The 21,710-nt window shown below is 49.6% G+C and carries 18 protein-coding genes and 1 pseudogene; 12 read left to right on the top strand and 7 right to left on the bottom strand.

Translation table 11 applies throughout. The features are described from left to right. Positions 1 to 21: 21 nt before the first annotated feature. Both argF and G465_RS0103155 read right to left on the bottom strand, forming a co-directional pair. Positions 22 to 945, bottom strand: coding sequence for an ornithine carbamoyltransferase (gene argF / locus G465_RS0103160; protein WP_022653037.1), 924 nt, complete (start codon positions 943 to 945; stop codon positions 22 to 24). A gap of 242 nt (positions 946 to 1,187) precedes the next feature. Continuing rightward, entirely contained in the window at positions 1,188 to 3,128 is a 1,941-nt protein-coding gene (locus tag G465_RS0103155) for an aminotransferase class I/II-fold pyridoxal phosphate-dependent enzyme (RefSeq protein ID WP_022653036.1), read from the bottom strand. A gap of 106 nt (positions 3,129 to 3,234) precedes the next feature. Here G465_RS0103155 and dinG point away from each other — a divergent pair, with 106 nt between their 5' ends. The 4 genes and pseudogenes from dinG to map all read left to right on the top strand — a co-directional run bounded on the left by dinG (position 3,235) and on the right by map (position 7,925). Next, positions 3,235 to 5,367 carry an ATP-dependent DNA helicase DinG gene (dinG, locus tag G465_RS0103150; protein WP_022653035.1) on the top strand — a complete coding sequence of 711 codons (2,133 nt, stop codon included), beginning with the start codon at positions 3,235 to 3,237 and terminating at the stop codon, positions 5,365 to 5,367. A 108-nt stretch (positions 5,368 to 5,475) separates the two neighbouring features. After that, positions 5,476 to 5,763: pseudogene (locus tag G465_RS0103145) on the top strand (DUF3579 domain-containing protein); the annotation flags it as partial. 185 nt (positions 5,764 to 5,948) lie between these two features. Further along, positions 5,949 to 7,016 carry a porin gene (locus G465_RS0103140; protein ID WP_022653033.1) on the top strand — a complete coding sequence of 356 codons (1,068 nt, stop codon included), beginning with the start codon at positions 5,949 to 5,951 and terminating at the stop codon, positions 7,014 to 7,016. A gap of 120 nt (positions 7,017 to 7,136) precedes the next feature. After that, positions 7,137 to 7,925, top strand: coding sequence for a type I methionyl aminopeptidase (gene map, locus G465_RS0103135; protein WP_022653032.1), 789 nt, complete (start codon positions 7,137 to 7,139; stop codon positions 7,923 to 7,925). A 49-nt stretch (positions 7,926 to 7,974) separates the two neighbouring features. Here map and G465_RS0103130 read toward each other — a convergent pair whose 3' ends face one another. Both G465_RS0103130 and G465_RS0103125 read right to left on the bottom strand, forming a co-directional pair. After that, positions 7,975 to 8,469: a dihydrofolate reductase gene (locus tag G465_RS0103130; RefSeq protein WP_022653031.1), complete on the bottom strand. Its 495-nt coding sequence runs from the start codon at positions 8,467 to 8,469 to the stop codon at positions 7,975 to 7,977. Next, positions 8,466 to 9,260: a thymidylate synthase gene (locus tag G465_RS0103125; RefSeq protein WP_022653030.1), complete on the bottom strand. Its 795-nt coding sequence runs from the start codon at positions 9,258 to 9,260 to the stop codon at positions 8,466 to 8,468. The genes G465_RS0103130 and G465_RS0103125 overlap by 4 nt, the downstream gene beginning before the upstream one ends. A 173-nt stretch (positions 9,261 to 9,433) precedes the next feature. On the opposite strand from G465_RS0103125, the gene flhB reads away from it, so the two are divergent. The 6 genes from flhB (at position 9,434) to G465_RS0103095 (ending at position 16,805) form a co-directional block, all read left to right on the top strand. Then, entirely contained in the window at positions 9,434 to 10,582 is a 1,149-nt protein-coding gene (flhB, locus tag G465_RS0103120) for a flagellar biosynthesis protein FlhB (protein WP_022653029.1), read from the top strand. Between the two features lie 9 nt (positions 10,583 to 10,591). Further along, entirely contained in the window at positions 10,592 to 12,670 is a 2,079-nt protein-coding gene (gene flhA / locus G465_RS0103115) for a flagellar biosynthesis protein FlhA (RefSeq protein ID WP_022653028.1), read from the top strand. A 6-nt stretch (positions 12,671 to 12,676) separates the two neighbouring features. Beyond that, positions 12,677 to 14,347, top strand: coding sequence for a flagellar biosynthesis GTPase FlhF (flhF, locus tag G465_RS0103110; RefSeq protein WP_022653027.1), 1,671 nt, complete (start codon positions 12,677 to 12,679; stop codon positions 14,345 to 14,347). After that, positions 14,344 to 15,234: a MinD/ParA family ATP-binding protein gene (locus G465_RS13245; protein WP_022653026.1), complete on the top strand. Its 891-nt coding sequence runs from the start codon at positions 14,344 to 14,346 to the stop codon at positions 15,232 to 15,234. Before flhF ends, G465_RS13245 begins: the two co-directional genes overlap by 4 nt. Positions 15,235 to 15,255: 21 nt before the next feature. Continuing rightward, the gene (locus tag G465_RS0103100; RefSeq protein ID WP_022653025.1) at positions 15,256 to 15,996 is read left to right on the top strand and encodes an RNA polymerase sigma factor FliA; all 741 of its coding nucleotides are present in this window, start codon (positions 15,256 to 15,258) and stop codon (positions 15,994 to 15,996) included. A 65-nt stretch (positions 15,997 to 16,061) separates the two neighbouring features. Next, entirely contained in the window at positions 16,062 to 16,805 is a 744-nt protein-coding gene (locus G465_RS0103095; protein ID WP_022653023.1) for a flagellar motor protein, read from the top strand. Here G465_RS0103095 and G465_RS0103090 read toward each other — a convergent pair. Genes G465_RS0103090 through G465_RS0103080 form a run of 3 tightly spaced genes read right to left on the bottom strand, consistent with a single transcriptional unit; the run spans position 16,792 to position 18,992 of the window. Next, a complete protein-coding gene (locus G465_RS0103090; RefSeq protein WP_022653022.1) occupies positions 16,792 to 17,496 on the bottom strand; it encodes a hypothetical protein in 705 nt (234 codons plus the stop codon). The two genes, G465_RS0103095 and G465_RS0103090, sit on opposite strands and share 14 nt — an antisense overlap. Positions 17,497 to 17,509: 13 nt before the next feature. Then, complete coding sequence (gene dapE, locus G465_RS0103085) at positions 17,510 to 18,643, bottom strand: succinyl-diaminopimelate desuccinylase (RefSeq protein WP_022653021.1); 1,134 nt, start codon at positions 18,641 to 18,643, stop codon at positions 17,510 to 17,512. Continuing rightward, the gene (locus tag G465_RS0103080; RefSeq protein WP_022653020.1) at positions 18,633 to 18,992 is read right to left on the bottom strand and encodes a Spx/MgsR family RNA polymerase-binding regulatory protein; all 360 of its coding nucleotides are present in this window, start codon (positions 18,990 to 18,992) and stop codon (positions 18,633 to 18,635) included. Before G465_RS0103080 ends, dapE begins: the two co-directional genes overlap by 11 nt. 115 nt (positions 18,993 to 19,107) lie before the next feature. Here G465_RS0103080 and hemP point away from each other — a divergent pair, with 115 nt between their 5' ends. Together hemP and G465_RS0103070 are read left to right on the top strand one after the other, a co-directional pair. After that, complete coding sequence (gene hemP / locus G465_RS16135; protein WP_022653019.1) at positions 19,108 to 19,299, top strand: hemin uptake protein HemP; 192 nt, start codon at positions 19,108 to 19,110, stop codon at positions 19,297 to 19,299. 133 nt (positions 19,300 to 19,432) lie between these two features. Next, positions 19,433 to 21,706: a TonB-dependent hemoglobin/transferrin/lactoferrin family receptor gene (locus G465_RS0103070; protein ID WP_022653018.1), complete on the top strand. Its 2,274-nt coding sequence runs from the start codon at positions 19,433 to 19,435 to the stop codon at positions 21,704 to 21,706. The last annotated feature ends 4 nt before the right edge of the window (positions 21,707 to 21,710 follow it).

The following is a 21,710-nucleotide window of genomic DNA, read 5'->3' as shown; positions in this document are numbered from 1 at the left end:
TGCCTCTATAGTAAAACGGGATTAACGCGAGACGCGGCCTAACAACAGATATTCAATCACCGCTTTTTGTACGTGCATACGGTTTTCTGCTTCATCCCATACCACCGATTGTGCGCCATCAATCACTTCTGCGCTGACTTCTTCGCCTCGGTGAGCTGGGAGGCAATGCATAAACATCGCTTGTGGGTGAGCCAACGCCATCAATTCAGCGGTGACGGTGAATTGTTCGAATGCAGCCGCTCGGGCCGCGCTTTCTGCTTCAAACCCCATGCTGGTAAAGACATCGGTGGTGACAATGTCGGCGCCTTGTGCGGCTTCATGTGGATCGTGACAGGCGTGATAGAAACTACTGTCGTAAACGTCATGGGGCAAAGGTTTGATTTCATACCCTTTGGGGGTAGCGACACGCAGCTTAAACCCTAACAAGCGGGCTGCTTGTGCCCAAGTGCGCGCCATATTATTGCCATCACCGATCCATGCCACTGTTTTTCCTGCAATGGGACCACGTTGTTCGACCCAAGTGAAAATATCTGCCAACACTTGGCACGGGTGATATTCGTTGGTCAGACCATTGATAACGGGGACACGAGAATGGGCGGCAAGTTGTTCGACATTGGCCTGTTCAAAAGTGCGGATCATGATGATATCGGACATGCGCGACAAAACCCGCGCCGTATCAGCAATCGGTTCTCCACGTCCAATTTGCGAAGTATGGCCATCCAAAAACAAGGCATGGCCGCCAAGTTGGGCCATGCCCGCTTCGAAAGAAACCCGGGTGCGGGTCGAGTTTTTTTCGAAGATCATCGACATGACTTTGCCGACAAGCGGACGATACAGTTCACCATCATAGTGACGGCGTTTCAGAATTCGCGCCCGTTCGAACAGATGCAAATACTCGTCTTGGCTGAAGTCAGTAAATTGGAGGTAATGCTTTGGCGTTTTCATCAGTTTTACGCGGGAGCATTGGCTTCGATCAGAAGCCTCAAGGTAAGCATGAATAGGGATATGACACCCTATTTTACCTTTGCTTGCTCCCCCTTTTTGTTAGGTCTAGGGTTTAGAAAAAGACCCGTGGTAACGGGTAGGCTGTCGTTGTTGACGAGAAAAAACTGACTTCTCTCGCCAACATAGGCTAGATCAGCTTGAATGAATCTTCTGCTAATTTGCTTGCTTAGGCAAGGCTGATGCTAAATAGCCGCCTGATTGGGTGCTTTCTGTCGCAAAATTCGCAAACATTCTTCACCTATTGTTTGGTCTAGACCGTGTACTTCAATATGTTTTTGTGCTTTTTTTAATCGAATTAAATAGGCAATGATGTCTGCCGTAATCTCTTGTCCGGGGACAAGCACCGGAATCCCTGGCGGATAAGGCACAATTTGATCGCAGGCAATTTGTCCGACCAACGCTGGATTTGGCGCGCCATTTTCGTCACATAACGGCACTCGCTCACCACGCTGATAAAACGCATCCCGTGGTAAACACAAAAGGCGGCTAAAGTGAGGGATTTCCGGTAGCCGCAGTGGTGGCCGTGGTAGTCGTTTTTCTTTTGCTAGTCGGACAATGGCATCGTGCAGCCGTGAGACTTTGCTGCGAGTGGTGCCAAGTGTGAGTAACAGGGTGACTGTATTGAAAGTGGATTTTTCAATTTGAATATTAAAGCGTTCAAACAACACTTCCTGTAATTCATCCGCCGAAAAACCAGAATCGGAAATGTCTAGCGTCAGCTTGCAAGGGTCGAGCAAGATCCCATCTGCGCTGACTTCTTCTGGCAATAATTCTTCTAAAGACAGCACACGAAACACACCGGTGGCATTGATTTGTTCTCGTAGCTCAGCTGCCAAGTGCAAAGTACGGTGTAATAATTTATACCCTTCCATCACCGCCTGTTTTCTTGCTACATCTAAGCTGGCAATCAAACTGTATTGTGGGCTGGTCGAGGCATGCATATTGAAGTTTTCACGAAAAACATGCGGATCGAAGTCGGGGTCGTTGACATGAATCATGCTGGCTTGGGAAAACGCCGACAGCACTTTGTGAGTGGATTGAGTGGCATAGTCGGCACCACATTCCAAAGCAGTTGGGCGTAAGGCAGGATGAAAGCGGGCGTGGCCATACCAAGCCTCATCCACCAAAACCTTAATCCCTTTTTCATGGGCGGCGGCAATAATCGGTTTAAGGTCGTAGCGCAAACCATCATAGGTGCAGGAAGTTAGAATCAGCACTTTCGCCTGAGGATAATCTGTCATTGCCTGCAAAATTCGGTGTTTCGGCACTGGCCCAAACACACCATAACGGCGGTTGACGGAAGAATCTAAATAAACCGGCATCGCACCCGAAAGAATCACGCCATGATGCACCGATTTGTGGCAGTTGCGATCTAACAACAAGATATCGCCCGGAGATAACAACGTTTGGAAAATGACCTTATTCGAGGTCGAAGTGCCATTGGTAGCAAAATACGTTTGTTTAGCTCCAAAAGCCCGCGCCGCCCGTGCTTGCGCCTCGGCGATGACCCCTTCTGGATGTAACAAAGAATCTAACATCGGGACCGACACCGACAAATCTGCCCGTAAAACTTGCTCACCAGCAAAATCAAAAAAATCACCCACCCACGGGCTCGACCGTAAGCTATCGCCGCCAGAATGACCTGGGGTGTGCCAAGCGTCTTTGGCTAGCGCGACATAGCGTTTCAGTTGGTCAAAAAATGGCGTCGCTGCTTTATCGGCGATTTCTGCCTGTAAAATGCGAAACCATCCAGCATAATCTTGTTCGGCGCGATAAAAATAACCGCTGATACCCAATTCAGCAAAATGGGCAACATGCGGGCTATCTTCTTGCTCGAGTAGCACATACAGCGATAACTCAGGACGATAGTTGGCTAAGGTTTGCAGTAGAGTTGCCGCATTCTTGCCTTGGCTTGATGACAAACTGTCATCCACCAACACCGCTTGAATATCGCCATCTTGCTCAATGGCATGGAGGGCTTGTTGTGCGCTTGCCTCGCTGGAAAAAGTGAGGCCAAAAGGATTGTCATAACGCATCAACACTTGAGAAAAACCGGCCAAGGTTTGTTGGCGCCAAGCAGGATCACTGCTGACCAATAGGATACGGCTGAGGATGGGTGTCATCGTTCGTATAAATTAAAGTGGGTAAAAGGACATAAGATGCTAGCGAGAACTGTGCCGAGGGTCACGCTGCAACGCACAGGAAGCTGCTCTGGAGTACAATTTAGCCATGCTCTCTGATACTGAAAAACAAGCGCTGCAAGATCTCTATCGTTTGCTGGCGCAACGACTCCCCCACTTTCGCCCGCGTGCCGCCCAACGGCAAATGCTGGCGGAGATTGCCCACACTTTTGCCCTCGCGCGTGAAGCATCAACCGATAGCCCTGCGGTTGTTGATAGAGTGAATTCGGGTCGCCATATCGCGGTCATCGAAGGCCCCACTGGGGTGGGAAAAAGTTTGGCTTACTTATTGGCTGGTATGGTGATGGCGTTGTCACGTGGCAAAAAGCTGATTGTGAGTTCGGCCACCGTTGCTTTACAAGAACAGTTGGTCAATCGTGATTTACCCACCCTCATTGAACACAGTGAATTAGACGTGTCCTATGCCTTGGCCAAGGGGCGAGGGCGCTATCTTTGCCCCTACCGCTTATATCAAATGACAGGGCAAGATACAGCAGCAGATTTGCCTTTTGACAGGCAATTTGCTATTTGGGATCACAAGCCCTTACAAGGTGAACTCTCTTTTCTGCGCCTATTGGCAGAACAATTCCAAGCCCAGCAATGGTCGGGCGATCGTGATGATTGGCCGGAGGTAATTGATGATCGCTTATGGCAGAAAATCACCAACGATCGTCATGGTTGTTTGAAAAGCCGCTGTCCACAACGGCAACAATGTCCCTTTTATCTGGCACGGGATGTGCTAGAAAAAGTGGATGTGGTGGTAACAAACCATGATTTGCTGTTGGCTGATGCCAGCATGGGCGGTGGTGTGGTGTTGCCTGCGCCAAGTCAGAGTTTGTATTGCATCGATGAAGCCCATCATTTAGCAAAGAAAGCGGTTGGTCAATTTGCTGCTGAACATAGCCTGTTACAAGCACAATCTTGGTTGAAGAAAACCACAGAACTGTTAAATCGTTGTCTGAGTTTTTTACCCTCAGCAGACGCTGTGCTGTTAACTCAAGACACAATGCAAGCTTTGCATGATGAGTTAAGCCAGTTACATGCCATCTTGCAAAATGAGGCTCGATTTACCGAAACAGACAATCCGGCGCCATGGCTATTTGAACAAGGCCTCTTACCTGAAGGGTTGGCGGTGGTGGCGGGTAATATGGCGTTGATGAGTGCCAGTCTTATGAAGCAACTGACTACCTGTGGTGAGGCTTTGTTAGAGGCACGTAAACAACACCCTGATGATGAACTGACGATTGATCATTACAGCAGTGAATTGGGTATGGTGATGGGGCAGCATGAACGGATGGCCGCTGTGTGGCAGCACATGGCACAACACGTCGAGCCGCCGATCCCGCCGATTGCAAAATGGATTACACAAAAACGCGAGGCAAAAAAAGTCGATTTTATGATTTCCGCTTCGCCAATTTCTGCTGCCAGTGCCTTAAGTCAAACCTTGTGGCAGAAAGTCTCGGCAGCGGTGTTGACCTCGGCAACACTGCGTTCATTGGGTAAGTTTGATTTATTGCTGCAGCAAACCGGCTTGGGATGGTTAGACGATGTGCGTTGTGTTGCGCTGCCTTCGCCTTTTGATTTTGCACAGCAAGGTGAGCTGTATTTACCGCCAATGCAGGCGAATCCACGCGATAGTGCCGCCCATACGGCAGAAATCATCAGCATATTACCAACTTTAATTGATACTGCAGAAGCCGTGGGTAGTTTGGTGCTGTTTTCCTCGCGGCGACAGATGTTAGACGTTGCTGCTGGTTTACCCCCCGCTTGGCGTGATGTGCTGTTGGTGCAAGGTGAGTTACCCAAGGCGGTGTTGTTGGCACAACACCAACAACGTATTGCCGCTGGGCAAGCGAGTGTGATTTTTGGTTTAGATTCGTTTGCCGAAGGCCTCGATCTTCCCGGCGAGCAGTGCGTGCATGTGATTATTGCCAAATTGCCATTCGCGATGCCGGATGATCCGGTGGGACAAACCTTAGCGCAATGGATCACGGCCCGTGGGGGGAATCCGTTTTTAGAAATCAGTGTGCCAGAAGCGTCGATCAAACTGGTGCAAGCGGTAGGACGTTTGATTCGTACCGAACGAGATTATGGACGAGTATCTATTTTGGATAATCGGTTATTAAAACAAGCGTATGGCCGTCAGTTATTGGCTGCACTCCCCCCATTTAGACGAATCTAAGCACCATCATTTTGCGGTAGAATACGACCTCAGAAGCCCCTTACCTTGCGGCGCTTCCATGCTGAATAACAAAGCCTTTTTGGCATCCTAAGAGACACACCATTCGCCATGATCTGCAATCCTTACGAAGTTATCATCCAAGGTATTACCTCTGATGGCCGTACTTTCCGCCCCAGTGATTGGGCTGAGCGTTTGTCCGGTATTTTGGCCAGTTTCGGTAATGATCAGAAAATGTCTTACCACCCCTATGTGCGTCCATTGATGCTAGATAACGTGCGTTGTGTGGCGGTGGATAAAAAACTTGAAAAGATCGACCCGCGTGTTTTTGCCTTCCTCATGTCGTTTGCTAAAGACAACGATTTACGGGTGATTGACTGTCGTACCCTGATTGATGAGGTCTATCCGAACCAGTTTTTGGGCTAAACCGTATCAAAAAAACAACAATTGCTGCGTTGCAGGACGAAAATGCAACACCGACTTCATCGTTTTTATAGAAACCCTCTGTTATAGTCGGTGCGCTTTCGTCGCATGAAGCCAAACAACAACACGTTTCTACAACACACTCTGTGGAGCTCATTTCTATGAACAAAAAGCTGATCGCTGCTGCTTTAGCCGGTGCTTTCGTTGCCCCAGTCGCTATGGCTGACGTCCAAATTTACGGTTTCATCAGTGCTGGCGTTGAACACGCTAAAGCCACTGGCGCTGCTGGTAACGTTGCTGACAAAGATCAATACGAAGGTCGTATGCGTATTGCTAACGAAAACTCCCGTATCGGTTTCAAAGGCAGCGAAGACCTGGGTAACGGTCTGAAAGCGCACTGGCAAGTTGAACAAGCCATCAACGTTGATGACAGCAACTCCTCCAGCAACTGGGCAACTCGCAACAGCTTCATCGGTTTGGCTGGTGGTTTCGGTGATGTGCGTTTAGGCCGTCATGACGATGCTTACAAACTGGCTATCGATGGCGTGGGTCTGAACGTAATGACCAACACCACCGCTGATAACGGTTGGGGCAACACCACTTGGGGCCGTGCTGGTTCCCGTCGCAACAACACCGCGATCTACTTCTCGCCAAATTTCAGCGGCTTTGGCGTACAGGCCAGCTACTCTGCTGACGAAACCCGTGCTTACGATGGCAACGAGCGCACCGACGCTTCCATCTACGCTTTGGCTGCAACCTACCAATTGGAAGGTCTGAAAGCTGGTTTGGCTTACAGCCGTCAAAACGACACCAAAACCTTGGCTAGCAACGATATCGACGCATGGGCCTTGGCACTGTCGTACAAATTTGGTGACACCATGGTTGGCGCCGGTTATGAGCGTCTGGACTACGATGTCAAAGGCGGTCAAGACTACGACCAAGCCAGCTGGACTATCGCTGCTGCACAACAATTTGGTGCATTTGGCCTGAAAGCTTCTTACACCCAATTGGGCAAAGCCAAAGGTTTGGCTGATGCTGACAAATACAAAGCAAACCAGTGGGTTCTGGGCGCAACTTACGACCTGTCCAAGCGCACTCAAGTGTTGGCATACGCAACCCGTATCGACAACAAAGACAAGGCCGCTGTTAACTTCGGCGTGAATCCTGTGACTGTTAAAGCTGGCTCCAACCCACAAGCTGTTGGTGTTGCGCTGAAACACTCCTTCTAATTTCTTGCAACGCTTTGCGTTGCCGAGGTTAGAAACCTAAAACGGGTGCCCTAACGGGTGCCCGTTTTTGTATTTTTTGTTACTATCTGGCACTTTCCCTATCCTGACTATCAAAAATCCATGACTATTCATCTGAAAACCGCTGAAGACATTGAAAAGATGCGTATTGCCGGTCGTTTAGCGGGTGAAGTATTAGATTACATTACGCCTTTTGTAAACGTAGGTGTTACCACCGCCGAGCTTGATCGCCTGTGCCACGAATATATGGTGAATAAACAGGGTTGTATTCCTGCGCCATTAAACTACGCTCCCGACGGCCATGTCCCCTATCCAAAATCGATTTGCACCTCGGTTAATCAGGTCATTTGCCACGGTATTCCAAACGATAAACCCTTGAAGAATGGTGATATTGTGAATCTGGATATCACGGTGATTAAAGATGGTTATCACGGTGATACAAGTCGGATGTTCCTTGTTGGCGATGTAACCCCCCAAGCGCGTCGTTTGGTGAAAACAACATTTGAAGCCATGTGGGTTGGTATTAACTGTGTCAAGCCCGGTGCTCACCTTGGTGATATTGGCTATGCTATCCAACGCTATGCAGAAAATGCTGGCTATTCAGTGGTACAAGAGTTTTGCGGTCATGGAATTGGTAAAAACTTTCATGAAGAACCACAGGTTTTGCATTATGGCCGTCAAGGTACCGGTGTTGAGTTAAAGCCGGGGATGATTTTTACCATCGAACCGATGATTAACGCTGGCAAGCGGTTTATTAAAATCAAATCGGATGGTTGGACGGTCGAAACCAAAGATCGCAGTTTGTCCGCACAGTGGGAACATATGATTTTGGTAACCGAAACAGGACATGAAGTGTTAACGCTCTCGGCAGGTGCGCCGCCGCGTCCTTAACACCTAGTGAAAAAAAATCCCATCTTAATTGATGGGATTTTTTTTGCAGTTAGCGCCGCTGATACTCAACAAAGTCGTAGTGCCAAGGCCCTGCTTCGTTGAAATGACGTTCGCGACTGATTTCTTGCCACAGGGTGGCCGAGACTGCAGGAAAGTGCGCATCACCGACAAAATCAGCATCAATTTCAGTCAGCGATAAATGAGTCGCGATGGAAATCGCTTGTTGATATAGCTCTCCCCCGCCAATGATGCAAATTTCGGCGGCTGATGTCGCCACCGTCAGCGCTTCACTCAAACTTGTTACCACACGAACTCCCTCGGCTTGCCAATCTGCTTGTCGAGTGAGCACGATATTGTCGCGGTTGGGTAATGGGCGACCAATCGATTCATAGGTTTTACGACCCATGACTACCGGTTTGCCAGTGGTTATGGCTTTAAAATGCTTCAAATCGGCGGGTAAATGCCATGGCAAGGTGTTATTCAGCCCAATTACACCACCGCGTGCGCAGGCGGTGACTAATCGAATGATCGGTGTTGTGCTCATACGGCGACCTCGGCTTTGATGTGAGGATGGGGATCGTAACCCTCGATAGTGAAATCCTCATAGCAGAAGCTGAATAGGTCTTTTACCTCGGGATTTAAACGTAACTGTGGCAACGGACGAGGCTGGCGGCTAAGTTGCAGCTTGGCCTGTTCTAAGTGATTGTGATACAGATGGGCATCACCTAACGTATGCACAAACTCACCCACCTGCAACTCACACACCTGTGCCACCATGTGGGTGAGCAGAGCATAGCTGGCGATATTAAAAGGTACCCCTAAGAAAATATCGGCTGAGCGTTGGTAGAGTTGGCAAGATAGTTTGCCGTCGGCAACATAGAACTGAAACAGACAATGGCAAGGCGGCAGTGCCATTTCATCAACCAGCGCAGGATTCCACGCCGAGACGATTAATCGTCTTGAGTCTGGATTGGTTTTGATTTGGTGTATCAACTGGCTAATTTGATCGATGGATTGTCCATTTGGGGTCGGCCACGACCGCCATTGATAACCGTAAACGGGGCCTAGTTCTCCATTCTCATCGGCCCAATCATCCCAGATTGAGACACCATGTGTTTTCAAATAGGCGATGTTGGTATCACCGCGTAAAAACCACAATAGTTCGTGAATGATGGAACGTAGATGCAGTTTTTTCGTGGTAACAAGTGGAAAACCGGCTTGTAAATCAAAACGCATTTGATAGCCGAACACCGAGCGTGTGCCCGTTCCTGTACGATCTGATTTGTCAATGCCATGTTGTAAAACATGTTGCATCAGATTCAGATAAGTTTGCATGGCTTACTTTCAAAAAAACTCGTTATTGTAAATTCTTTTTGTCTTTACTAGCGGCACGCTCGCGAGATTTTTGATTGTTGCCAGACAAACCAACAGAAAACAAAAGAGTTTAGTAGAATTGGCTACCAAAGATTGTTTTTTCCCCATTTTTGCGCGATTGACTGAGAAGAGACATGGCTGACGACAGCGATCAGGAAAAAACCGAAGCCGCTACCCCGCGCAAGTTAGAACAGGCTCGCGAAGAAGGGCAAGTACCCCGTTCGCGTGAATTGGCAACATTTGCTGTCACCATGACCGGTGTGGCGATGTTGATGATGACTGGCGCACAGATTTATCGAACATTAGGTCAGATTTTAGAACGCAGTTTTACTTTCAACGGTAAAACCTTGCTGCACAGCGAAAGTATGTTGGCTGAGCTTAAACAGTCAACTTTTGATATTTTATTAGCATTGGCACCCATCCTTGGGGCGCTGTTTGTGATTGCTGCTGCCGTTCCTATTCTTATCGGTGGCTGGAATTTTTCTGGCAAGGCGATTGAGCCTAAATTTTCTAAACTGAATCCCCTGTCTGGTATCAAGCGCATGTTTTCGGTGTCGGCAGCGTTGGAGGGCGGCAAGGCGATCCTTAAGAGTTTAGTGATTGGTGGTGTGGCAACATCGGTGATCTGGAAAGAACGAGATGAAATTCTTAATCTGATTACATTGCCCGTTGAACGCAGTATGGCAACGCTGGTTGGCCTGATGGAATATACCTTTTTGGTTGTAGTCGGCGCGATGTTGTTGATTGTGGTGGTCGATGTGCCTTTTCAGCTATGGAACTACCAAAAAAACCTAAGGATGAGCAAAGAAGAAATCAAACAAGAGTATAAGCAAAGCGAAGGTAGTCCAGAAATTAAAGGCCGCATTCGGCAACTGCAACGTGAAGCAGCGCGGAAACGGATGATGCAAGATATTCCAACTGCTAGCGTGGTGGTGACAAACCCTACTCACTATGCGGTTGCACTAAAATACGAAGAGGGGATGCGGGCACCGAAGGTGATTGCCAAAGGTTCGCTACGCTTGGCTGAGAAAATCATCGAGTCGGCAAAAGAACATAAAATAACCCTGATGCGAACCCCACCTTTTGCCCGTGCGCTGTATCATCATGCCGAATTAGGAGAAGAAATCCCTCAGGCCCTTTATACTGCGGCGGCGCAAGTCTTGGCTTATGTGTTCCAATTAAAGCAATATCAAACCCAAGGTGGGTTTGCGCCGATTTACCCTGAAAACCTGCCGGTACCGCCCGAACTCGATCCGGCTTCTAAAGACCCTTTGTCGTCATAGCGTATATCAATGGAAAACCTGCTTGCCTCTCTTAGGCAGTTCAATTTTGTTACCCTCTCAGGCCCGATTCTGATCTTGTTGATCTTGGGCATGATGGTGTTGCCCTTGCCGGCTTTTCTGCTCGATATGTTTTTCACATTCAACATCGCCATCTCGGTGATTGTGTTGATGGTGAGTTTGAATGTCCGTAAACCACTCGATTTCTCAGCATTTCCTAGCGTGTTATTGGTGACAACGCTGCTGCGGTTGTCGCTGAACGTGGCTTCCAGCCGTGTGATTTTGTTAGAGGGGCATACCGGCCCCGATGCCGCCGGTCAGGTGATTGAAGCGTTTGCTCACTTCCTGATCGGGGGCAATACCGCTATTGGTATTGTGGTGTTCATTATTCTGACCATCATTAACTTTGTGGTGATTACCAAGGGTGCGGGCCGGATTGCTGAAGTGTCGGCACGCTTTACCTTGGACGCAATGCCCGGTAAACAGATGGCGATTGACGCCGACTTAAACGCCGGTTTGATTGGTGAAGATGAAGCACGGATCCGCCGTTCCACCATTTCAGAAGAGGCTAACTTCTTCGGGTCGATGGACGGTGCGTCTAAGTTTGTGCGGGGTGATGCGGTTGCCGGTATCTTGATTATGTTGATCAACATTGTCGGTGGCTTGATTGTCGGTGTGGCACAACATGATTTACCTGTCGGTGAAGCGGCCCACGTTTACACCTTATTGACCATCGGTGATGGTTTGGTCGCACAAATTCCCGCCCTGATTATTTCGACTGCCGCTGGTATTGTGGTCAGCCGTGTCGGTACAGAAAAAGACATCTCAGAACAGATGGTCGGCCAACTGTTTATGCAACCGAGTGTGTTGTATATGACTGCTGGCGTGATTGGTCTGGTTGGGATTATTCCTAACATGCCACATGTGGCGTTTCTGTTGATTGCTAGCGGTCTTGGTGGGCTGGCTTATTGGTTAGAAAAACGGAAAAAACAGCAGGAACAACAAGTCGAAACCGATACCGCTTTGGAAGAGGTCATGGAAGCACCATTGGCCGAGGTCAGTTGGAACGATGTCCAACCTGTCGATCCGGTCGGTTTAGAAGTGGGCTATCGTCTGATTCCGTTGGTGGATCGTTCACAAGATGGTGAGCTGTTGCGGCGGGTACGTGGGATTCGTAAGAAAATTGCGCAAGAAGTCGGTTTCTTGGTGCCGGCGGTGCATATTCGTGACAACCTAGAAATTCGTCCAAATGCCTATCGTATTTTGCTCCGAGGGGTAGAGATTGGCGCCGGTGAAGCCTATATCGGCCAGTTTTTAGCAATTAACCCTGGGCGTGTGTTGGGCCAAGTCCCAGGAACGCCAACCACCGACCCTGCTTTTGGTTTGCCGGCGGTCTGGATTGAGTCCTCTAATCGCGATTTAGCGCAATCCCTCGGTTATACCGTGGTTGATGCCAGTACGGTGGTGGCGACTCATATCTCCAATATCTTGCAAACACATTCTTCCGAATTGCTAGGCCGCGAAGAGGTACAAGCCCTGCTCGACCATCTCTCCAAAGAAGCGCCCAAACTGGTGGAAGATTTGGTACCCAAAGTGGTGTCGATCAGTACCTTGCAGAAGGTATTACAGAATTTGCTCTCTGAAGGTATGCATATTCGTGATATCCGCAGCATTATCGAAACCCTGTCTGATCATGTATCGATGACACAGGATATTGATGACCTCACCGCCGTGGTGCGGGTGGCGTTGTCGCGTGCTATCGTGCATCAACTGTTCCCCGGCATCCAAGAACTGCCGGTGATGACACTCGATCCACAATTAGAAAGTATTTTGTTATCTGCGGTGCAAAGCAAAGCAGGCGGTGGTTTGGAACCTGGCTTGGCAGAAAGTTTATTACAGTCGGCCTCACAAGAGGCTGAACGTGTGGAACAACAAGGCCACAACCCTGTATTGTTAACACCGACAGCCTTACGGCCTTTATTGTCAAAATTCTTACGCCGTGCCCTGCCGCAGTTGGCAGTTTTGGCACACAATGAAATCCCTGATAACAAAACCATCCGGATCATTGCAGTTGTTGGCGGCAGGGGATAATTCATCATGTTGGTAAAAAAATATTTTGGGCGCACTACCCGCGATGCCCTGCGTCAGGTGCGGGAAGAACTCGGTGCCGATGCGCTGATTCTATCGAATCGACCCCTTGCCTCCGGTGGCATTGAAATCATGGCCGTGGCCGATGGTGATGTCAGCGCGCTGGCTCAGTCATTGGCAACGGCAGCAGTCAACCGACATGCACCAGAAGCAGCGGAAAGTCTAGCCGCCTTTACTGGTAGCGGTTTAGCCACGCCCTCTACCACACAGGCCAAACCATTAAACAGTGCGGTGATGGGGCATGCTTTGGCGCGGACCTATGCTGTCCCTGTTGAACCGCTTGATGAACCAGAGCACATTCCCCCAGCTGCACGGCCTTTAGTGACACCGGCTGCATTTCAACCAGACAATCCCACGCCCAACGCTGAATCTGCAGCAGCGATGGTCAAATCTGCGATGACCGATGTGGAGACAGATGAAGATATCTCCGACACGGCTGAACAAGAAGAAATCCCCCCCAAAGCGGTGCCATTTCGAGAATCAGTGATTGGTCGCTATGAAGAGCGGGCGGCGGCAGAGATTGCCCCTTCAGGACATTTTGCTGATCCAGCAACCATGGCGTTGGCGCAACAAAAAGACAACCAATCAGTCATTCCCAACCATTTGCGTGCCCCTGATGCCGATAGTGAGTTACTCGAACGCAAGGAAGAACCCGATCCTGCATTAGAAAAACTTGATCTACTGAATGAAGAAATCAAAACCCTGCGCAGTATTTTGCAAGGGCAATTGGCTAGTTTGGCGTGGGCGAATTTTGAGAATCACGAACCGGTACAGGCCGAGTTATTCCGACAATTGTTAGCCGCCGGCATGAGTCCAGCATTATGTCGCCAATTGGTGGCAAAACTGCCAACACAATTTAGTGATGAAGCAGCTTTAAAGTGGGCGAAGTCTGCCTTAGCACACAATGTGTTGACCATTCCCGAACAAGAAGATGTGGTAGCCAAGGGGGGGTTATATGCTTTGGTGGGCCCCACTGGGGTCGGTAAGACCACCACCGTAGCGAAACTGGCGGCACGTTGTACCATCCGACACGGCGCCGATCGGGTCGCTTTAATCACCACCGACAGCTACCGCATTGGGGCACAGGACCAACTGCGTTTATACGGCAAAATTTTGGGGGTGTCGGTTTACTCTGTACAAAACGAAGCCGACCTGAACCTAACCTTGGCTGATTTGGGCAGCAAACATCATGTGGTGTTAATTGACTCGGTTGGCATGGGACAACGCGATAGTCGGGTGAATGGTCAAATTGAAATGTTTGCCAATTCAGTGGGGCACGGCGGTAGAACCATCTCGCGGATTTTGGTTTTGGCCGCCAATTCGGATGGTCATACCTTAGAAGATGTGGTGCGGCGCTATCGTGGCAATGGCTTGGCGGGTTGTATTATTTCTAAATTGGATGAAGCGGTGTCAGCTGGTCCTAGCTTAGATACCTTAATTCGACATCGCTTGCCGGTCTATTACGTGACCAACGGCCAGCGAGTGCCTGAAGACTTACATCTGCCAAATGCCCAATTTTTGGTGGATCGTGCTTTTAAAGCAACGCGAGAGCCGGGGCCTTACAGCTTGAAACGAGATGAATATCAACTGGTGCAAGCGGCACAAGCGAGTTGGTCATGAGTATGGGGATGGGGATGGATGATCAGGCAGCGAGTTTGCGGCGTTTGCTATCGGCGGGTCGTAAACCGTGTAGTTTTGCGTTTATTGGCGATCAAAGCAGTGGCATTAGTACGATTGTCGCTGAGTTTGCAGCCGTGTTGGCCTCGGACGGACAGCGGGTGATGATCTTAGATGCTCATGCAGATATGGGACAAGCGCGCCGCTTCAAAGTCAATCATGCTCGCCATCTTGATGACGTGATGGGCTATCAAGGGGCGTTGGAAGATGCGATTGTCAGTTTAAGCTCGGGCGCTGAATTGCTGAATTTGTATGTCCGGCCTTTTGCGTTTGCCAATTTGCATACTGGTTTGGCCCACCGTTTGTCACAAGAGTTTTCTTCACGCTTGCGCGACTCGGAATGGATTTTGATTGATGCTTTGCCGCCGCGACAAGAACCAGCGCTGAGTGCCATCGCTGACCATCTGATTCTGGTCTTGACGCCAGAAGCGAAATCATTGACAGAGGCCTATAGCATTATCAAACAATTGTCGGGTGAGTTTGGCCGGCGGGCATTTAATGTGTTGATCAACCATGCCGAGTCGCTGGAAGATGCGCAACATGTGTTTCGCCGTCTCACCTATGCTGCTAGCGAATACCTCAATGTGTCGCTGCGTTGGGTGGGTTTTATTCCCGAAGACTATCACCTGCGGCGTGCTTTAGTGATGAAAACCGCCGCTACCTTGGCGTTTCCAAAAAGTGAAGGGGCGATTGCCTGCACTCAACTTGCCCGCGCACTGCCGCTGTGGGCCGGTCGTACACCGACAGAAGGTGATACCCTGTTTGCACGTTGGTTAGAAACTGTACGTCATCTGCAAGAAGCGGTGACAGCAGACAACCCTCACCCTTAAATCCTTTTATTTTCTCTCTCTATGTCCCGTATCCCAAAACATCTTGCTTATCAAACAGATCAAGAGCCTGTCGCTGAGGATGTCTCGCGGCATACCGGATTGGTGAAACGCATTGCTTACCAAATGATGAGTCGCTTGCCTGCCAGCGTTGAAATTGATGATTTGATCCAAGTTGGCCTAATTGGTTTGATGGAAGCGGCACGACAATTCGATCCCCTGCAGGGCGTGTTATTTGAAACTTTTGCCACGCAGCGTATTCGTGGCGCGATGTTAGACGAATTGCGCCGTCTCGATTGGCTGCCTCGCCAAGCGCGCAAGCAAGCCAAACAAATCGAGGATGCCATTTTTCGTTTGGAAAACCAGCTTGGCCGCAGTGCACAAGAATCGGAAATTGCCGCTTTCCTTGAGATGGATCTAGAAAGCTACCAACAAGCTTTGTTTGAATGTAAAGGCCATCAAATTGTGTATTTTGAGGACTTTGCTACCGACAAAGAAGAAGCCTCGCATCCAGCAGAGATGTTGCGTGACGAAGGCCAAGTCAATCCCATTGACATTTTAGGTGAAGATCAATTTCGCTCGGCCTTGGTCGAGGCAATTAAAACCCTGCCAGAGCGCGACCAAATGGTGATGAGCTTGTACTACGAACAAGAGCTGAATTTGCGTGAAATTGGCGAAGTATTGGGTGTGACAGAATCTCGAGTGTGCCAACTACATACACAAGCGGTGTCTCGTTTGCGTAGCAAACTCAAACTCTGGTTGTGAGCACACATGAATCTAATACAGGCGATAAGTAAGCCTTTATCGCCGTATCAAGGGAGTGAGTAGGGATGGATTTAATCAGTATTTTCGGCATTATCATCGGGATTAGCGCGATTTTGCTGGGGCAAGTGTTAGAAGGGGGGCATGTTTCCTCATTGCTACAAGTCACTGCCTTTTTAATCGTGATCGGTGGTACGGTTGGGGCGGTGATGCTGCAATCGACAGTGCCGCAATTCACTGCTGGTTTAAAGTTGTTGGGCTGGGTGTTTAGCCCGCCGGAATTAGATGAAAAACGGGTGATTCGCGATGTGATTCATTGGAGCCAAATTGCGCGGAAAAATGGTTTATTAGCCCTAGAGGACAATGTCGGGGGGGTAAAAGACCCTTTTACCAAAAAAGGTTTGCAGATGTTAGTCGATGGGGCAGAACCCGATATTTTGCGTGCTGCCCTCGATCTTGAAATCACCGCCTATGAAAATCAGAAAAAACAGGCGGCAAAAATTTGGGAAGCCGCCGGTGGATATGCTCCCACTATCGGGATTATTGGTGCGGTATTGGGCTTGATTCATGTGATGGAAAACTTAAGCGATCCATCAAAATTGGGTAGTGGTATTGCGGTAGCGTTTGTGGCAACGGTGTATGGCGTGGGTTCTGCCAACTTATTTTTCCTGCCAGTCGCCAACAAATTGAAAACCCTGATTGCGGCGCAGGTGGTGGCAAAAGATATGATGGTCGAAGGGTTGATCTCGATTTGTAACGGAGAGAACCCACGAATTATCGAAAGCAAATTACAAGGCTTTATTGCCCGTTAGCAGTGTTGTTGGGTGCTTGTCGTCGTTGTTGGCAGCGCCCGACTTTTTCTCCTTCGCGGCGATAATTTTCCACCGTATCAATTTGCCCTTGGTCACGTTCAATACTAGCAATCGCCGCTTGCATTCGTTTTTGCCAAACTTCTAAACGCGCCGTCAGGACTTTCTTGGCGGCGTCTTCATTGGCATACACCCCAATCGGTAGATGTTCAATCTCATGGCGCAGCGCTTGGCCCTCGGTTTGTAATACCCGCCGCAGGCCACGTTGAAAAATCGCGACATGCTGCATTTCATGGGTATAAGTCACTTGATACAAACAACTATTGGCTGGCGCATCTTTTGGCATATACACCACCGCTTTGGGTTGGCTGAAGGTTAATTTGACCGTACCCGCGACACACAGCCGGCCATCGGCAGTGGGTTTGGCATGAAAATTCATATCAAAACTGGTGGAAACCGAGGTTTTGGTAAAACCGCCGACAAAAGCGTTCGGCATTCCTTGTAGCGGTTTGATGCCAGATTCTTGCTGAATCCCCGCATAGTCTAGGCTGTGATTGACGTCAATCACGGTGGGTTCGAGCTGTAATAACAGCCGATTTTTCAACCCGCTGTTGTCACAACTGACGGCCCATGCTGTGTGGCTCACCATCGCCAAGGCCAATGGCAATATCAGTGGTAAATGACGACATAACATGGGCGTTCTTTCTTTAAGCTAACAAGCGTTCCATCACGCGAAGATAAACCGCCGATAAGCGCGGGATGTCTTCGAGGGCAACATGCTCGTTGATTTTATGGATACTCTCGTTAATCGGGCCAAACTCGACCACTTCACGACAAATGTCTTTGATAAAGCGTCCATCCGAGGTGCCACCAGTGGTCGAGAGCTGTGCTTCCACACCGGTAACATCATGAATCGCTGCACACACCGCATCCGTTAACGCTGCTGGTTCGGTTAAGAATGGGTTACCGGATAATTTCCAATCTAAGTGATAGTCGAGCTGGTGGCGGTCTAACACCGCATGCACCTTCGCTTTTAATTCATCTGCCGTGTGCTCAGTCGAGAAACGAAAATTAAAACGCAGCTCGGCTTCACCCGGTACGATATTGACGGCACCGGTACCAGAATGGAAGTTCGAGATTTGGAAGGTGGTGGGGGGGAAATAGGCGTTGCCATGATCCCATTCAATGGCACACAACTCGGCAATAGCAGGGGCAACCAGATGAATCGGGTTTTTGGCTAAATGTGGATAGGCAATATGACCTTGAATGCCTTTGACAATCAGATGCCCATTTAATGAACCACGACGGCCATTTTTTACTGTGTCACCAAACACATGCACCGAGGTCGGTTCGCCGACAATGCAGTAATCCAATTCAATATGACGTTCTGCCAGCGTTTCTACCACGGCGCGGGTGCCGTGAGTGGCAACACCCTCTTCATCAGATGTAATCAGGAACGCAATCGAACCGCGATGTTGTGGGTGTTTTTGCACAAACATTTCACAGGCAGTTACAAACGCTGCCAGTGAGGTTTTCATGTCAGCCGCACCACGTCCATACAATTTGTCATCGCGGACGGTGGGCACAAAGGGGTCGCTATGCCATTGCGACAAAGGGCCTGTCGGCACAACATCGGTATGACCAGCAAAGCAAAGCAACGGCCCTGCACTACCACGGCGGGCCCAAAGATTATCAACATCGGCAAAGCGCAGCATTTCAACATCAAAACCAATGGCGGCCAATCGTTCTGCCATCAATTTTTGACAACCATGGTCTTCTGGCGTGACCGAGGGGCGGCGAATCAGCTCTTCTGTCAGTTCGCGAGTAGGATCATTGTGCATGGGGGAAACATTCCTCATAACGAGCTTCTGAAAACCCAACTTCAATCCGTTGTGCTGTTTGTAGCACCGGACGTTTAATCAGCGTTGGGTATTGTTGTAAGACATCGAGCAGGGTGGCAGGGTTGTCTGCTAAAGCCTGTTGTTCTGCGCTTAGCTGACGCCACGTTGTGCTCTTGCGATTGAGCAATGACAAATCAGGCTGTTGTGCTAACCAACTTTGTAGGCAAGCAAGGCTGAGACCATCACGGCGAAAATCATGGAACTGATAGGGAATTTCACGTTGATCGAGCCATCGACGCGCTTTTTTCACGCTATCACATTGGCTAATACCATATAAAACATTGGGCATGGCAAGTTGAGAAGGGTGACAAATAGCAACAGTCTAACATACCGCAGAGAGGGCTTTTGTGGTGCTGATAGAGAAAGGGGTTTGACTTATAAATGAGAAGGCTTATCATTTGCGTATGGATACACTACGCACCACTTCCCCAGCTTTGCCATCGGCCCTGACTCTGCCGGCAGCATCGACACCGATGCCACCGGCGTTAGACAGCCGGCATTTGTTTGCGAAAACAAAAGAGATTCTCATCGAGCATCACGGTGAGCTGTATCGCCTTCGTTTAACGCGAAATGACAAAATTATCTTAACCAAATAACCGATTTTGATGGCTGCGTGCCATCGAAAAGCAAGCTCGCCAAGTCGCCACCGGCTTGGCTTCGCCAGCCCACCGCCTTTTGCGGTTAGCCAGCCAGAGCACGATTCCGAATTAACCGAATTAAGGAGATGCTATGACTGGCGGCCATTTTTCCCGCTCACATTGGACACTGTCACAGATTGCACTGTGTCTTGTTGCTGCTTTTCCCCTGTCTGCAGCAGCAGATAACGCCACAACCGAACCACAACAGGTCAAACGCCTACAGGCGGTGTCAGTGGCGGCTTCGCGGACTGAGCAAGCTCTAGATGAAACTGCACCCTCGGTTGATGTGATTGATCGACAACAACTCGACCGCCGGATTGCAGCAGATTTGCGCGATTTGGTCAGTGATGAAGCTGGGGTCAGTGTCAGTCGTGAACCCGGGCGGCGTGGTAATGCCGGTGTAACGATTCGTGGGATTAGTGGCAATCGAATTTTGACCCTGATTGACGGCGTGCGCCAACCCGATCAGTACGGCGGGGGCGGTGGGAATGGTGCAATCTCTGGTGCTGATTACACCGAGCCAGAAAGCTTAAAGGCGGTGGAAATCATTAAAGGCCCTGCTTCTAGCTTGTATGGCAGTGATGCGATTGGCGGGGTGATGGCTTACCGCACTTTATCGGCTGCTGATTTTGTCAGCGCAGATAACCCTTTGTACTTTGGTGTGAAATTAGGCGGTGACAGTGCCGACCAGAGTACAGCAGCAACCTTGACCTTGGCTGGCCGCAATGATCTGGCGTCGGCATTATTGATGTATACCCGTCGTCATGGCCATGAAACTGACAATCAAGGACGTGATGACAGTAGCGACGGCACAGCAGCCAGTCGCCGGACGATGCCTAATCCACAAGCTTGGGACAGCGATAATGTCCTGTTGAAGCTGGGCCTACATCCAAATCCACAACACGACTTATTCTTTACCTATGAGCGTTTCCAACGCCAACAAGATAGCAATGTAATTTCTGCGCGCAGCAGTGGATCACCGACAACTGGCAGTTTGTTAAGTCAAATGGCCGATGATGATCAAACCCGCGAACGTTTTACCTTAGCGCATCAATGGCAAGATAAAGATCACCCTTGGGTTCAAGCAGCAAAGTGGCAGATTTATCACCAAACGCTCGATCAGACCGAAGATGTGCGTGAGCATCGCTTAGGGCCGAGTAATGCCCGTTTGCGGACCTCGGACTATCGCTTTGCACAAACCCTCACCGGTTTGGATGCCCAACTCGAAAGCCGGTTTTTTGCTTTGGGTGCGGCGCATCGCTTGATTTATGGTTTTGATGCTTCGCGTACTGAAACAGAGCGTTTGCGTGATCGTACACAATGGAATGCTGATGGTTCGACGACCAAAACCGTAGGCGGCGAGCCCTTCCCACAGAAAGCGTTTCCAGACAATCGCACCGATCGTTTTGGTTTATTTGTCGAAAACCAAATGCGGTGGGATAACGGTTGGACCGTGACACCTGGGCTGCGTTATGACTACTACCGCTTGAGCCTGCAACAAGACGCGCTATCGCAAAAAATTAACCAAAATGGCCCGCAAGCCAGCGATCTGTCTGACAGTGCTTTATCCCCCAAATTGGCATTAGCGTATGCCTTTAACGACCAAATCACAGGTTTTGCCCAGTTCTCAACCGGCTTCCGTGCACCGCCGTTTGATGATGCCACCATGGCTTTTATGAATGCTGCTCATGGCTATGAGGTATTACCCAATCCAAACTTAAAAGCAGAAACCAGCCGTGGGATTGAGCTGGGGGTCAAAGGCCGTTGGCAAGAGGTTGAGCTTGATGTCAGTGTGTTCGCCAATCGCTATCGTGATTTCTTAGAACGCCAATTAGTCGGTCAACGCAGTGTACAAGGCCGTCCCTTGGCAACCTATCAATATGGCAATGTTGGGAAGGTGAGTATCCACGGCGCGGAAGTGAAGGCAGGCTGGCGCTTCGCGCCTCATTGGCAAATCAGTGGCGCGCTTGCTTGGGCTGAAGGGGATAACGACAGCGAAGGTACCCCATTAACCTCGGTAGAACCGTTAAAAGGTCATCTGAAACTGGCCTATAGCACTGAGCCGTTTGGTGCCGATGCCAAGCTGCGTTTTGCTGCGGCTAAGAGTCGCGTGCCGCAATCGACGGATAGCCGAGGTCAGGCTACCGCTGGCTTTGCCCCTGCAGGTTATGGCGTTGTCGATTTAACTGCGTATTGGCAAGTTAATAAACAGCTACGCATCAATGCGGGGGTGTTCAATGTCTTTGATAAAACTTATTGGAATTGGAGCGATGTGAAGGGCTTTGCTGCCAATAGTGCAGTGTTGGACTTCTATTCCCAACCCGGTCGCAGTGTGGCGGGTACAGTGGAATATCGCTTTTTCTAATCGC

Origin of the sequence: Aquaspirillum serpens DSM 68 (assembly GCF_000420525.1) — a bacterium.
Taxonomy (GTDB): Bacteria; Pseudomonadota; Gammaproteobacteria; order Burkholderiales; family Aquaspirillaceae; genus Aquaspirillum; species Aquaspirillum serpens.
This window is presented reverse-complemented; position numbering and strand designations above follow the sequence as displayed.